Annotated in this window: 11 protein-coding genes; 3 read left to right on the top strand and 8 right to left on the bottom strand. The window is 47.6% G+C overall.

The window, feature by feature from the left end; all coding sequences use genetic code 11:
• Positions 1 to 24 precede the first annotated feature (24 nt).
• From GZK95_RS16965 to GZK95_RS16950, 4 genes are read right to left on the bottom strand one after another with little or no spacing between them, the layout of a single operon-like run.
• Complete coding sequence (locus GZK95_RS16965; protein WP_075706145.1) at positions 25 to 492, bottom strand: ATP-binding protein; 468 nt, start codon at positions 490 to 492, stop codon at positions 25 to 27.
• Between the two features lie 13 nt (positions 493 to 505).
• The gene (locus tag GZK95_RS16960; RefSeq protein WP_075706144.1) at positions 506 to 1,627 is read right to left on the bottom strand and encodes a sugar phosphate nucleotidyltransferase; all 1,122 of its coding nucleotides are present in this window, start codon (positions 1,625 to 1,627) and stop codon (positions 506 to 508) included.
• Between the two features lie 10 nt (positions 1,628 to 1,637).
• On the bottom strand, positions 1,638 to 1,970 hold the full coding sequence (locus GZK95_RS16955) for an STAS domain-containing protein (RefSeq protein ID WP_075716372.1): 333 nt from the start codon (positions 1,968 to 1,970) through the stop codon (positions 1,638 to 1,640).
• Positions 1,922 to 3,175, bottom strand: coding sequence for a SpoIIE family protein phosphatase (locus GZK95_RS16950; protein WP_075716373.1), 1,254 nt, complete (start codon positions 3,173 to 3,175; stop codon positions 1,922 to 1,924). The genes GZK95_RS16955 and GZK95_RS16950 overlap by 49 nt, the downstream gene beginning before the upstream one ends.
• A 210-nt stretch (positions 3,176 to 3,385) precedes the next feature.
• On the opposite strand from GZK95_RS16950, the gene GZK95_RS16945 reads away from it, so the two are divergent.
• Positions 3,386 to 4,393, top strand: coding sequence for a hypothetical protein (locus GZK95_RS16945; RefSeq protein ID WP_075706141.1), 1,008 nt, complete (start codon positions 3,386 to 3,388; stop codon positions 4,391 to 4,393).
• Between the two features lie 145 nt (positions 4,394 to 4,538).
• On the top strand, positions 4,539 to 9,401 hold the full coding sequence (locus GZK95_RS16940) for a beta strand repeat-containing protein (protein WP_075716374.1): 4,863 nt from the start codon (positions 4,539 to 4,541) through the stop codon (positions 9,399 to 9,401).
• Positions 9,402 to 9,553: 152 nt separating this feature from the next.
• Here the strand turns inward: GZK95_RS16940 and GZK95_RS16935 are convergent, their stop codons facing one another.
• From GZK95_RS16935 to GZK95_RS16920, 4 genes are all read right to left on the bottom strand, one after another.
• Positions 9,554 to 9,808, bottom strand: coding sequence for a hypothetical protein (locus tag GZK95_RS16935; protein WP_075706139.1), 255 nt, complete (start codon positions 9,806 to 9,808; stop codon positions 9,554 to 9,556).
• Complete coding sequence (locus tag GZK95_RS16930; RefSeq protein WP_075716375.1) at positions 9,808 to 11,112, bottom strand: HlyD family type I secretion periplasmic adaptor subunit; 1,305 nt, start codon at positions 11,110 to 11,112, stop codon at positions 9,808 to 9,810. The genes GZK95_RS16935 and GZK95_RS16930 overlap by 1 nt, the downstream gene beginning before the upstream one ends.
• A 12-nt stretch (positions 11,113 to 11,124) precedes the next feature.
• On the bottom strand, positions 11,125 to 12,816 hold the full coding sequence (locus GZK95_RS16925; protein WP_151148805.1) for a type I secretion system permease/ATPase: 1,692 nt from the start codon (positions 12,814 to 12,816) through the stop codon (positions 11,125 to 11,127).
• 66 nt (positions 12,817 to 12,882) lie between these two features.
• Positions 12,883 to 13,518 (bottom strand): YdcF family protein, encoded by a 636-nt coding sequence (locus tag GZK95_RS16920; RefSeq protein ID WP_075713013.1) that lies wholly within the window; start codon positions 13,516 to 13,518, stop codon positions 12,883 to 12,885.
• Positions 13,519 to 13,799: 281 nt separating this feature from the next.
• Here GZK95_RS16920 and GZK95_RS16915 point away from each other — a divergent pair, with 281 nt between their 5' ends.
• Positions 13,800 to 15,179: a DUF3131 domain-containing protein gene (locus GZK95_RS16915; protein ID WP_225623947.1), complete on the top strand. Its 1,380-nt coding sequence runs from the start codon at positions 13,800 to 13,802 to the stop codon at positions 15,177 to 15,179.
• Positions 15,180 to 15,195 lie beyond the last annotated feature (16 nt).

The raw sequence follows: 15,195 nt of genomic DNA, 5'->3' as shown, positions 1-15,195 counted from the left end.
TAGCCAATCTGTTTCATGCTTGAACTAATCGATTTCCGAAAGCTCTTTCTTCATTACAAAGGTGTTTTTGTCACCTTCCGTTTTGAGTTCCACTGAGTCCATCAAGCTCGACACAATGATGAAGCCACGTCCGGATGTCGTCCAAGTTGTGTCGTCATCAGGATCTGGCTCGATAAACTGATTGTTCAACTTACTGTCTAGCTCTTGCTGCGACATCGCTGAGCCGCAGTCAGACACTGACAGAGTTAAATAAGGCGTTGAATCGGTAAACAACTCGCATACTAGCTCTATTGGTAAGCCTTCTTGTTGTTGGTATGCGTGCAAGAAGGCATTATTCATCATCTCAACAATACAAAGTTCAACTTGCGCAGAAACCGCCTCTTCTATTCCGGTAAGTTGCCAAAACTTGTTGAGCTCAGCACATGCATCACGCGATGCATCTAATGAGCTAGGATAAGTACTGCCAAAACGCCGAGTTGGGCTATTGGTCATCCTTATTTCCTTTTTATATCGACTTGAGGGCGTCAGACACTCGCTCTTTGGGACTGGAACGCAAATGTTGCCAACGCTGATCCTCGCAAGGTTTGCCATCGTGCCCAATACAGTAGTTGCCAAATATTGTCTGCTGCTCAACCACGGCATCAGACTCAACGTGAATATTGTCGAAAATAAGCGACTCTTGCACACGACAGTTGGCATCTAGCTCGCAATTCGCGCCAATCAACGCGGGACCAATCACGGATGCCGTATCGTCAATTTTGCAACCACTCCCAATCACGACTGGAGGTTGGATATTGCACTTATCCAAATCAACCACGGTATTAATGCCTAACCAAATTCCCGCTCTGATTTGCGTACCGGGAATACGATAACCTGGTACCTTGCCATCTAGAATATCTCGCGTCACACCCCAAATATCATGGATATTACCCACATCTAGCCATTGAAACTTCAAATCAACCGCGTAGAAAGGAAGACGTTTTTCTACCAATAGAGGAAAAAGCTCACTACCGATGTCGAACTCTTGATCTTTGGGAATGTAGTCAAATATCGCAGGCTCAAAAATGTAAATCCCGGTGTTGATTTTGGTCGACAACGCTTCTTCTTTGCTCGGTTTTTCTTGGAAACTGGTGACCTGACCACGGGAATCAGTCACAACTACACCATATTTTTCTACGTCATCAGGCAATACGTCTTTGGTGATAATCGTGGCAATCCCACCGAGCTTTTTATGGCGACGAATCGCTTCCGTTAGATCCAGGTCGATCCACGCGTCACCACAAACTACGACGAAAGTTTCGTCAAAAAATCCCGAAAACTCTTGGATTTTTTTCATCCCACCAGCCGAGCCTAAAGCCTTGCTGACGTATTCGCCATCAACCAACTCGCCTTCGTAGGAATACGACAACTGGACATCAAAATGATGACCATCACCAAAATACCCTTCGATCACCTCTGCAAGATGACTGGTGTTGACCATAATTTTACGAACATTGTGTTGCGCAAACAGCTCAATCATCGACTCCATGACCGGTTTTCCCAAAATAGGAATCATTGGCTTGGGAATAGACTGAGTTATCGGTCTAACGCGAGTTCCTTTGCCAGCAGCGAGAATCATTCCTTTCATTGCTAGCTCCTCACACTTGTGCCGTTGTCGCCGATTCAACACTGTCGTATGTTTTAATCAAACGATCCATTCGCGTCAGTTTAAACAAATCTTGCACTGGCTTTTGTGGGCAAGCCACACTGATTTTTTTATCACGCAGCAGCTTATAAACACCCATAACGGCGCCCAGACCACTGCTATCCATAAACTTCACCGCACCAATATCCAGCACCAAATGAGGAGAAAGCTCACTCATTACGCTTTCGATCTGCGCACGAAACTCCGGAGCTAGTTTTGCATCAAAACGTTCTTCGTCTATTCGAAAAACGGTGCAGTCGCCGTCTTGGTTAACTTCATATCGCATACGTTTTCTCCCTTATTTGAACCTTTCCATTCCGCGACCAAAATACTAACATCATCGTCGAAGCTATCAGTTTGTCGCCAATCTTGAACCGACTTGACCAACACTGATGTCTGCTGTTGCGTCGGGTATTGATTGAGGTTTGAAATTAAATCTCTCAGACCATCTTCTGAGAACTGCCCTGTACCGTTATCAGCCTCTGTAATGCCATCGGAATAGAACCAAATTCTATCCCCTGCTTGCAACTGAATAGACTCAGACTGATACTCAATATCTTCAAAAGCGCCCACTACAAAATTATCATGGCCAATAAGCTCTGCTGTCGTGTCACTGTCGCGATACCACACTAGTGGAGGATGACCAGCACAGCAGTAAGAAAGCACCCCAGTTTGGGTATTGAGGACTGCGTAAATCATGGTGAAATAGAGCATATTGCTCGATGCACTGGCATATATTTGATTAAGTTTTTCGACCACTTTTTCCGGTGGCACAATTTGCTTACCCTGTTCCGTTTCACGGAGCAAAATTGACGCATCTGTACTGACATTGGATAAGCTTTGCTGTACTGAAAACGACATCAAGGCCGAGGAAACGCCGTGTCCCGCAACATCAATTAAATAAAAAGCGACATTTGACTCATCTAGCTGCATATAACCCAGCATATCCCCACCAATTTGTGCACTTGGAATGGAGATATAACTTAACTCAAGGGCTGGGAAATGCTTCTGCTTGGGTAGGATTTGCTTTATGAGGTCACCAGCCGAATCCAAGTCACGCTTAATGGTCTCATAAGCCGTATCTAACTCCTGATTCTTTAGTACCACTTCATTGTGTAGTGCTAAAGTTCTAAATCCAGCTCGTACACGAGCTTCGAGTTCTTCAACTGAGGTTTTCTTGTCGATAAAGTCATCGGCGCCAGCATCAATACCTGTCACAATCGATTCTTGGTCGTTTTTGGAAGAGAGGAGAACAAAGAAGATATAGCGTCCAAACTCGCGATTTTTCAGGGTTTGACAGAGTTCAATACCACTCATGCCTGGCATCAACCAATCAGATAGGACAAACTGAATAGAGTCCTGCTCAGCAAGCACCCTTAAGGCCTCCTCACCACTTGTTGCGGTAAAGACCTTAAATCCTTTCGACTTCAAGACCGAACCCATATAAATCAGGATGGTTCGGCTATCATCCACCAGCAGAATTTCCTTCATCCCTAGCCTTTTGATTACTTTTAGTTTTTATTCTTCGCTCAATGTTTTTCAGTTAAGAAAGTTTAACTGGATCACTGATCGACGCTTTATTTAGCAAGCTCTATAACTTTAGGTTAGACTCAATCAGTGGCAATGCAAATAATTTGGTATATTTTTCTTTGCCTTAGGTCTTATTCTTGACCTTGCTAACACACCTTCACAATCAACGTTATGGAAGATGTAAAATTGGTGAAATGGCTAGCACGTTTGGTACTGATTTCTCCCTTGGCCTATCCAGGGATATTCGCTTACGCGGATACCTACCACGCCAATACAAGTCCCCATGCAGTCAAACCTTCACCACATGTACTGACTCAAACAACGCCCTCCATACAACCAGAGGTAGAAGACACCACGTTTGATGATATTTGGAAAGGCGTCAGCAGTTCATTCGATTTTCCTTATCAAGAGTGGGAGAATCGCACTTTTCTCGATGGTTTAAGTGGCAACATCGGCTATCACCACCCGCTTGCAGAGACAGAATCCGCCAATCTTCCACCGGGAGCGACTAGCGGGCCAAGCAACAACAATACGACGTCCACCCTGTCGCTTAAGTACTCAATCGCTGGGGCTTGGTTTATTTCAGGCACGGCTTACTACTATTGGGATAGCGATCAACAGCAAGCGTGGAACCCAGACTTTACCTATGTATTTGGTTACAGTGACTGGCGACCTTATACATTGAGTTTGGTCTATTCAAATTATGGTGGGAATCGGTTCAATCCTTCAGAGGGCGAAAAAGTCACCAACTTCAAACAAGGGACTTGGTCTCTTGGCTGGAAGTTTCCGATTACTAACCCGGTCAAAGACTGGTTAACCTTTACCCCGGATGGCGCAATTGGTTGCCAAGTCGATTACAACTACACACCGGAGTTTTTTGACCTCGACTCGACCTCATATCAAACAGGCTTGCAAACCATCAGTCTTGGTTGCAAGTATTCGATTTTTGGTAACTGGTATATCAACGGCACCGCGTTTTATTATTTTGACAAATCACAACAGCAACCATGGAACCCCGATTTTACCTACGGTTTTGGCTATTTTGATTGGCGACCAGGTACCATCACTTTGCAATATAATAATTATTCTGGGAATCGCTGGCGCTCCTCCGAACGCGGTGAAGACACTGGACGGTTCAAAGACGGCACGATTACCCTCGCCTATAGCTTCGCATTTTAGCCTCTTTGTCATTGTTTTCTCTGCATAAGTAAACTTTCGTAGCAAATTCCTCACCAAAGTCTAATCTTAAAAAATAACCATAAATTATGAATCTGGTATCACACTTGCTTTAGTCAGATTCTACACTCAGGCTAGGAGAAGACTCATGGAAGGAACAAAACACGACGATCTGATTGTTGGTACAGAACAAGATGACGCAGTAAACAGCCAATCTGGTAATGATGAGATTTCCACGCTTGGCGGAGATGATTTTGTCACGGCTGGCGAAGGCAGTGATAACATCAAGTCTGGCGATGGCGCTGATACTGTTCTGGGTGACGTTGAATACGGTACCAACGAGGAAGAATCCCAACCGACAAGCAGTGATGATTCATGGGGAACTGCCGCCACAGTCTACGAGTACTCTCCTGAGCAAGGCGAGCAAATTAGTCACTCTCTTAGAGTCGACAAGTATATCGTCAATCAAGCTGTGCAAACTTCTACTTCGGCGTCGGGCTTTGAGCAAGGCGAAGAGATAACCATCGAAATTAGTGATGAGAAAGGCGCGGTAATTGCGACGCAAGCTGCAACCGTGGACGAGAACGGTGAAATAAAGGTAGACATTGATATCCCACAAGCCAAGCTCCCCGACGACGGTAGCGTGGTGATTACGTTTATCGATGAGGAGAATCAGCCTATCTCGCAGCTCGACGACATGAGCGTACAGGTTCGTAATATCTATAACGATACCATCGACGGTGGTGCGGGTGACGATATTCTAAAAGGACAACAAGGCGATGACACCATTTACGGTGGGGAAGGAAACGATTTTCTCGATGGCGACATCAACGATGACACACTGTATGGCGGCACTGGCGATGATGTCCTAGTCGGAGGTTCGGGCGATGACACCCTGTATGGTGGCGCCGACAACGATACCCTTCTCGGCTCAGATGGTGATGACTCCCTTTATGGTGGAGACGGTGACGACCTTTTGATGGGTGAGTTAGGCGATGACTACCTTGAAGGTGGCGACGGCAATGACACATTAATCGGTGATGACGGTCAAGACACACTGCTTGGCGGCGAAGGTGACGACAAACTATTTGGTGGTAAAGGCGCTGACCAACTTGAAGGCAATGCGGGGGCAGATGAAATTCATGGTGAGGAAGGCGACGATACTATAGCTGCTGGTGCAGGCAATGACTTTGTACTCGGCGGTCAAGGGCAAGACACGATTTCCGGTGGAACTGGCGCAGATTTACTTCTTGGTGGCGACGGTGATGACATCGTTAGTGGTGACGAAGGCCATGACACATTAGTCGGCGAGTTAGGCGACGACCAACTCATTGGTGGTGAAGGCAACGATACCCTTTACGGTGACGCAGGAGACGACACCCTACTCGGTGGTCAAGGTGATGACCAACTATTCGGTGGCGAGGGTAATGACACCATTGATGGCGGTGATGGTGACGATATTGTGCATGCCAATGAAGGCATTGATAACATCACCACCGGTTTAGGTGATGACCAAGTCTATGCAGGCAGCGGCGACGATATCATCGACACTGGTGCGGGCAACGATACCGTATTTGGCGAGACGGGTAACAACACCATCGATTCCGGCAGTGGTGACGACACCATTTACACGGATTCTGGGCACGACGCGATCACCACTGGTGAAGGTCACGACACCATCTACGCGGGCGATGGTGACAACACACTCGTGACAGGCTCAGGTGATGACTTAATGTACGCAGGCAGCGGTGCTGACACCATTACCACCGACTCTGGTCACGATACGATTTTTGCTGGCGACGGTGACAATATCGTAGATTCAGGCACCGAGCATGACACCGTCTACACGGGTAGCGGGAGCGATACTATCACGCTTGGCAGCGGTCACGACAAAGCATTTGCTGGTGAGGGAGCCGACACAATTTACTCCGGAGAAGGCAACGACCAAGTCTTTGCTGGCGGTGGCGATGACCAACTATTCGGTCAACAAGGCAACAACCAATTGTTTGGCGAAGCCGGAGACGACCAACTCACTGCTGGGCTTAATGCCAGTGAACTCTATGGAGGCTCAGGACAAGATACTCTAATCGGCTCAGAGGAAAGTGACAAACTGTATGGCGGTGCCGATGATGACACCATCACAGCAAATGGTGGCGATGACATTATCGAAGGTAACGACGGTGATGATTCGATTTCTGCAGGTGATGGACATGATACGGTATTTGGCGGTCAAGGCGCCGACCATATTTTGGGTGAGAAAGGTAACGACACCCTAATCGGCGATGGTGGTGACGACACCCTGCTTGGTGGTGAAGGTGACGATATTCTCGTCGGTGGTCAAGGCGCTGATATGCTTGATGGCGGCTCAGGTCGCAGTGAAATTTACGGTGAAGATGGTGATGACACACTGATCAGTGCCGACCAAGCAGACTTGCTTTCTGGCGGTGCGGGTAATGACACCATCACCTCTGGTCTTGGTGATGACACCGTGTTTGCGGGTAGCGGCGATGACCAAGTGGATACTGGAGCAGGCAACGATACTGTTTATGGTGAGTCCGGCAGCAATACGATCCAAACAGGACTGGGTGATGACACTGTCTATGGTGGTACCGATGCCGATACTATCAACAGTGGTGAAGGTAGTGACCAAGTGTTCGCTGGAGATGGCGCTGACACCATTGACGCAGGTGAAGGCGACGACCATATCGACGCAGGCGATGGCAATGACCTTGTGATGGGCGGTAAAGGCAATGACGCTCTATTTGGCGGGGCTGGCGACGATGAAATTATTGGTGGCGAAGGTTTCGACTTTATTGCTGGCGGAGCGGGCAACGATACCATTCGTGATGACGGCCAAGACACCATACTAGGTGAACAAGGGAACGACACGCTCTACGCAGCACAGACAGGCAGCCACAATATCTTTGGTGGCGAAGGCGACGACACGTTAATCGGTAGTGATGTGGCTGACACGCTTTATGGCGGAGCTGACGATGACACCATTACTGGTGGTGATGGCGATGATGTGCTGTTTGCTGGAGAAGGCACCGATACTATCGATGCGGGTTTAGGCGATGACGAGGTATACGGTGAAGCTGGACGTAACACAGTGAGCCTTGGCGAGGGACAAGACACTCTCTATGGCGGTGCTGGTAGCGATATTGCTCGTGGCGGATTAGGCAATGATACATTGTATGGAGCCGCTGGAAACGACAACCTAAGTGGCGAGCAAGGAGAGGATTTGATCGATGCGGGAGAAGGTAATGATACCGTCTCTGGTGGTGAAGAGAACGACCTCATCTTTGGCGGTGCTGGTAACGATACTTTGTCCGGTGATTCGGGTGACGATGAACTCTACTCAGGCACAGGTAATGATCAACTGTTTGGTGGTGAAGGTCAGGACAAGCTGGTTGCTGAAGGAGGAACCAACACCCTGTCAGGCGGTGCAGACGATGACACATTGCTTGGTGGTAGTGGCGCAGACACTCTTCTTGGCGGTGAGGGGGATGATTACATCGAAGATGAGTCAGATAACAATATCGTTGATGGCGGTGACGGCAAAGATACTATCAAGCTATCGGGCGCAAACAATACTGTATCCGGTGGATTAGGCGACGATACCATCGAATCAAGCGGAGCGGGTTCTAGCACCATTGACGGTGGTGACGGCGCGGATCTTATCAAAGTCTCTGGCGATAACAACCAACTGTCTGGTGGAGAAGGCAACGACACCATTCAAGTTTCAGGCAGTGGTTTCAACCAAGTTGATGGTGGCGCTGGTAACGATTTGATTACCGCACAAGGCGGCGCCAATCTTATCTCTGCTGGCACAGGTGATGATGTGGTGACCGTATCAGGCGGAACCAACACAATCGAAGGTGGCGAAGGTCGTGACCAAATCACTACAGGCAGCGGCGTTGATGTTCTTCGCGGCGATGCAGGTCAAGATACCTTGAGCGCAGGTGACGGAGCCGACACTCTCTACGGTGGTGACGACAATGACAAATTGTATGGTGGTTCCGGTGACGACACGCTCAGCGGTGATGATGGTGATGACTCTATTTGGGGGCAAAACGATCACGACACATTGGCTGGCGGTCTTGGCAACGATTACCTCTCTGGTGGCTCTGGCAACGATACACTTAGCGGTAACCAAGGCAACGACACGCTACGTGGTGATTCTGGCGATGATGAGCTTTGGGGCGGCGAAGGAAATGACAATCTAGGCGGCGGTGGCGGCGCTGACAAACTTTACGGCGAGGAAGGCGATGATACCCTTTCCGGTAATGGAGGCAATGATATGCTGTACGGAGCACAAGGCGATGACAAACTTTCTGGTGGCTCAGGAGAGGACTACGTTTCTGGTGGCGAAGGTAACGACACCTTAAGCGGCAATGACAACGCCGACACGCTTGATGGCGGTCTGGGTAATGATACGCTTTCTGGCGATGCTGGTGACGATACGCTCTTTGGTCAAACGGGTGATGATCTTCTTGATGGTGGTAGTGGCGTCGACCAACTATTCGGTGGCGCAGGTAATGACACATTAGTGTTTGATGCCGACGAGATTTCCGCAGGCGAAGGTAATATGGTTCATTTCAGTGGCGGAGCGGATTTCGATGTTCTGCTGGTTGAGAATGACAACCAAAGCAACATGATTGATATGAGCCACAACGCTTTTCAAGAACTGGAAGGGGTTAACATCAATTCAACTGATACCGAACTGGCACTCGCATTAGACAAGATTGCCGCGAACAATACCGCTGGCGAAACCGCGGGTCAGTTTGTTTGTACCGGCGCAAGCAGCATTGAGTTGAGCGGTTGGGGTTGGCAGTTAACCGAAAGCAATATTGAAATGAGTGACTCACTGCAAAGCATCTATCAAGCGAGCAATATCGACACTGGTTCTCTGTATGGTTACCGTTTCGAAAACGAATCCGGGCAAGAGGTGGTTCTTTGGAGCGACCTCGATAGCAATGAAATCAACTTCCCAGAAACTAACGATGTGTAGATAATCAAAGCTGTTGATAGCCAAAGCTAAAGCGGCGCTATGCGCCGCTTTACTGTTTCCCCCAACCCTGATAGCCGCTTCTCTTATCCAACCAGAACTATGCTTACCTCACCGTTACTGCAAAAGTGGTCGCCACCACTCTTTGACTATTGTTACACCAACTGCTTATAACATTTTTGCTCACAGTTCGGGCAATAGTATGCGTGCCGATCAACCTTAGCGGCACAGTGAGGACAGTAGCCGTGCCGTCTATCTCGGCTACACAGCATTAAAACCAGACCTATCGGGCCCAGCACATAACCGAGTAGAACGCCTGCAACGGTATTCTTTTTGTGGTAGCCGACCAACGCGGATAGCAGCATAAAAAAGCCGTAAAAGCACAACCAAAACAGCATTTCATCCGTCATTACACTTCCCTCATGGCTTTAGCTGCGCCAACGATAATTGGGCTAACCAAGTAGTCCCACAACGTGCGCTCTTCACCTAAGATCAACACCTCGGTAAGCATTCCAGGATAAAGCTCCACTCCGTGATGCTGTGTTAAGTTCTCGATGGCTTGAGCATCAAAACGAATTTTAACTAAGTAACCTTGGGTTGCTTGTTCATCGCCCCCTTGTACTACCCTATCGGCAGAAACATGCAACACATGCCCTTCCACAGGCGGTGTATTGCGAGCACTGTACGCAGTTAACCTTACTCTGGCGGCGAGCCCCGTGCGCACCACATCAATATCTTTCGGTGACACCACTGCTTCTACGATTAACTCGTCACTATCAGGTACGATTTCCATCAGCACTTGTCCGGGTTTTATCACCCCACCAATACTCGCGATATTCATACCCACAACTTTTCCGGCAAACTCGCTGCGGATCACTATCCGCTCACGAACATCGAGTGCTGTTTTAATCAATTGCTGTACGTCTCTTAACTCATCATTCACCGCTTTAAGTTGGCTTGAGTACTCACGCTTTAACTCAAGTTTTTGTCTTTGATGGCTCTGATGTAACGATTCTAACTCCCTTTGAGAGACATCAATTGTCAAACCAATTTCTGCCAGTTCAGCGTCGATGCGCGCCTTATGTCGAAGCAGTTCAAGCATACGCGTCTTAGAAACATAACCCTTATCAACCAGCCCTTTAGTCATCGCTATTTCTTGTTGAACTAAGTCTCTTTGGGTACTGATCGCACGCTTTTGAAACTGATTACCTTTGATCTTTTCTTCAAACAACAATTGCTGCTGCTGATATTGGGAATCAAGCAGTTGCTGACGTAGCTTCGCTTGTTCAAACTGAACCCCTTCACTACGTAACAAGGCTTCTATCACCAACGCTTCCTCACCTTGTAACAACAAGGCCGGCCAATCAATCGTGTCACGTTCATCATCTAAAGCAATTAGGCGAGATTGCTGGGCGAGCAATGAGTAGCTGCGGTAAAGAAAGCGGCGGTAGTCGGCGTCTGCCTTAGTATCTGATAACTCGATCAACGGTTGGCCTATCGCAACTTGCTGTCCTTCCGTGACAAAAACTTGCTTTACCCAACCGCCTTGCAAGTGTTGAATTTGCTTACGTTTACTTTCTACCACTAGGCTACCTTGGGCCACAGATGCTGAGCTTAGAGTCATCGACATCGACCATACGAGAAAACCTCCCACTGTCATCAGGGTCATCAGAGTTCCAATAACGATAAGACGTTTGGTGCTAAACATTTCCATATTAACGCCTCCCTAAGCTGTCTTCGCGGTAGATTTGGTATTCGACTCACTTTCAACCTGCAAGCCAAGGAACTGCTCACAAGTGCCCGCTTTCTCGACTTTGCCGTCGTTGAGTTTGATCACCCAATCCATTTGACGTAAAAACCCTGGACGATGGCTGATCATAATCACGGTAATTTGGTTTTCTTTGCAGTACTGCAACACGATAGCCAGTGCCGTTTCCCCTTCTGGGTCAAGGTTTGAGTTAGGTTCATCGAGAACAAGGACCTTAGGGTTGGAATAAATAGCACGAGCCAAACCAATGCGCTGCTTCTGCCCACCCGACAACAAGACGCCCCCTTCCCCTATGTAAGTTTCATATCCCTCTGGCAGCGCCATAATTAACTCATGAATGCATGCCAGCTTGGCCGCTCTGACCACGGCATCGTCATCCCCAGCGGTAAAGCGACAAATATTCTGCTTTACCGTTCCGGCAAGCAGCCCAACATGCTGAGGAAGGTAACCGATATACTGACCAAATTGATTTAAGTCCCACTTTTCAATGCTGGCACCATCAATCATAATCTCACCCATCGTCGGCTGATATACTCCCATCAATAATCCTGCCAGCGTTGACTTGCCCGATCCGGAATTACCCATAACCGCCAGCGCATTCCCCGCCCCTAGTTTAAAATTGATTCCCTGTACGGTAGGTTTGCGTGCGTTAGGAAACTTAAGGCTAACGTTGGTAAACTGAATTTCGCCCTTCGGCTCCGGCAAAAGTGTTTTATTAACTTGAGGAGCTTGTAGCACCGCATTGTTTAGGTTCTGCCAAGCTTTTAGTGCGCTATACCAGGTTTTCCACCCGCTAACGGCACTTTCAAACGGATTGAGTACACGCCCAATCAGTATCGAGCTAGCAATAACCGCTCCGATACCAATCTGTTGACCTAACGCCAGATAAACACCACAAGTCAATACAGCGACTTGGAGCAAGGTGCGAAAATAGCGACTGATCGCCAATAGTAAGCTTGCACGTGAGTTAACCAACCATTGCAAATTGAGCACTTTCGCATTGGTCGCTTGCCAAGATTTACCCACATTTTCACTCATCCCCATCGCTTTCAGTGTGGGCGCATTACGCAAGTAATCATTCAACTCCATGCTCACTTTGGCAGTCGTCTCTTGCGCTTCAGCGCTCAACTTTCTGCCCCCCAGCATCATCAGCACCGCCAATAAGGCAAAAATTGCCACGCCCACTAACGCAACCATTCCAATATAAGGGTGAAACACAAACAGCAGCAGTAGGAAAAATGGCGTAAATGGCAAGTCAAGCAGAGAGCTGGTTGAAGGGGAGACAAAAAAGTTACGTAAGGTGGTTAAGTTTTGCAGCGCGAGTTTTTCAATCCGATTTGCTTTAGAGGAAGCCGCGATGCTTTTCGCCAATAGATCGCCACTTAGTGTCGCATCGAGCTTTAACGCCGAACGTTGCATCAGCATGGTGCGTATATGTTCAAGTAGAGCCTGCGAGGTAACGAGAAACAGCGTAATCAGCAGTAATGCAACCAATGTCTCAATGCTGGCGCTGCTCATCACCCGATCAAACAGTTGTAAACTGTAAATCGGCACGGCAAGTACCAGCACGTTGATAGCCAAACTAAAACTCAAAGCGGCCCACACTTCCTTTCGCACCGCATCGAAAGGGTTCTTATTCCCTAGATCCATTCTCTAACCAACTTAATTGCATATAATTATACAGTTAAGTATAGACGGTGAGCACTTGCTTGCTAGTTAAGCCAATTGATATTTTTGACTGACTTGCACGCCACTAAATAGTTCCCGATGGCTTTCTTTAATTACCCAATTAATCGGGTTTCGCACCCAAGGCTGCGGGTCATCAAATGGAAAATGATTCACGCCTCTCAGGGCGACGACATCCAAACCTAGTGATTGGCAGGTCTCGATACATCGTTTGGCATGCCACGCCTGCGCAACAACCACAACACGTTGCCCTAACCCCAGCAATTTCGCTTTTTGCGCGACATCAAAGGTTGTTTGGTAATCTTGGCAACTGATTTCAGTTGCATTAGATAGATTGGTATGTTTTGCCACTTCTTGCTGCAAACACACATCTAATTTTGGATTGCTGTGACAAACCAAATCAACCACATTGGCGAGTTTTTGGTTGGTTGAGTCACTATCACCAAACGAGAATGCCAACACAAAGTCTCCCTGATCTATGTGACCAAAATCATCGAGATAGAGGGTGTGGTGTGTCATATAGTCACGTAGTCGCCCCTTAGACTCCTCATCAAGCGCATAGGTTTTGGTTACATGATGAAAGTCTGGCAACAGCGCTGAGCTGAAGTGCAAACTTGGAGGAAGCGTAAACCCGATTGAGTGTACAAAATCACGGAAATGTCGCATACGTCGTTACCTAACTAAATATAAGTCCATTTAGCCAGTACTGTCCGTCGTTGTTAAAAAGATTAATTATCGTGTTGAAACGTGGTTAGCATAGCAATTAAAACGGTCGTTTTTCAAACAATTCTCACTAATTTTCTCCCTCGTTGCAGACCTTTTCTGCAAGACGCGCTAGTTTTGTCACTTACATCGCTTATTGCTGTTAAACGCAACATTCATAAGCAGATATTAAAACTTGTATTATCATTATCTTAGGACACAACAGATATGGAACAACGCCAATAGTGCCGCGTACTCTTTTATTTTCTCTGATTTTGAGCGCTTCCTTACTCTTGCCATTCGCCGCAAGCGCAAGTGACCAGACGCCCGCCGAAGCCGTGAGTTTTTACGGTCAGCGCAGTGTCGCCGCACCAATCACGGAATCAGCAACTCCCCCCGAGTTCTACCGCCGTGTTATTGCTCCCCCGATTGTTCAAACAAATGACCTTGAAGTAGAGGCAAGTAAGAATGAGCAACCCACTGAAACACCTCGCGTGCCATTAACGCGTAATGAGCTGCTATTAGCGAAAAAAGCACAGCATTACATCAAAACCAATCTTCGCAAAAACACCGGTCTTTGGGACTCGGTACAAGGCTATTCCCACACAACTATGTGGGATGTTGGCAGTGGAATTGCCGCCACACTAGCGCTTGAAGCATTGAACTTAAAGAGTGATGAAGAGGTTAAGTTGGAGTTAAGTAAGACACTGCATACGCTCAAAACCTTACCCTTATATAATGGGATTCTTCCTAATCGAGAGTACAACACGAAAACAGGTCTTCCATCAGGAAGACTTAGCAACACACCGACTAACGGCAACGGATGGTCGGCACTCGATATCGGACGGCTATTGATCTGGCTGAAAATTTTGACCCAGCAACATCCAGAGTTCGCCGATCCCGTAGAAGACTTGCTGAATCAATGGCAACTCGATCGAGCAATCCACAAAGGGACGCTTTACGGAACCAAACTCTATCGCGGCAAGGAGTATTACCGCCAAGAAGGACGGCATGGTTACCTACAGTACGCCGCCTCTGGCTTCAAGATGTTTGGTTACCCTCTGCCACTCCCCGATTTAGACACCTATCTCACTGATGTTGAGATTGATAACGAAACACTGAAAATTGATGCTCGCAATGTGCCTTTTTTTACCAGTGACCCGTATGTCCTAGCGAGTTTGGAGTTCAGCTCTGGTGCAGACTGGAATCAAATTGATACCCTTTATGCACTCCACAAAAACAAATCCGCTAAGCAAGGTAAGCTTTACAGTTACGCCGAGGATGCTATGAGCAAAAACCCTTGGTTCGCATACAACAATCTCTATTACTACGGAAAACCTTGGACGAGCGTCAGTCCTGCTGGAAAAGTAATTGAGAATCCACAAATTCTAAGCCACAAAGTCGCTTTTGGTTTTAGTGTGCTCTATGACGATGAGTACGGCGAAAAGCTCTTCCAAGCCGTGCTTAACAACAGTTTACACGCGCGAAGCATTCCCACTGGCGAATATGAAAACGGCGGACTCAATACCGCATTTAATATCAATACCAACTCTCTGATTTTGGTCGCGCTCTGGTACAAACAAAATGGTCGCCAACCCATATATGTTGCGCCACTGGCGCAATAACATACTTTCGCTTTTG

The sequence above is a fragment of the Vibrio panuliri genome, from assembly GCF_009938205.1.
Taxonomy (GTDB): domain Bacteria; phylum Pseudomonadota; class Gammaproteobacteria; order Enterobacterales; family Vibrionaceae; genus Vibrio; species Vibrio panuliri.
Note: the sequence above shows the minus strand (reverse complement) of the source record. Positions and strands in the feature narration are given on the sequence as shown.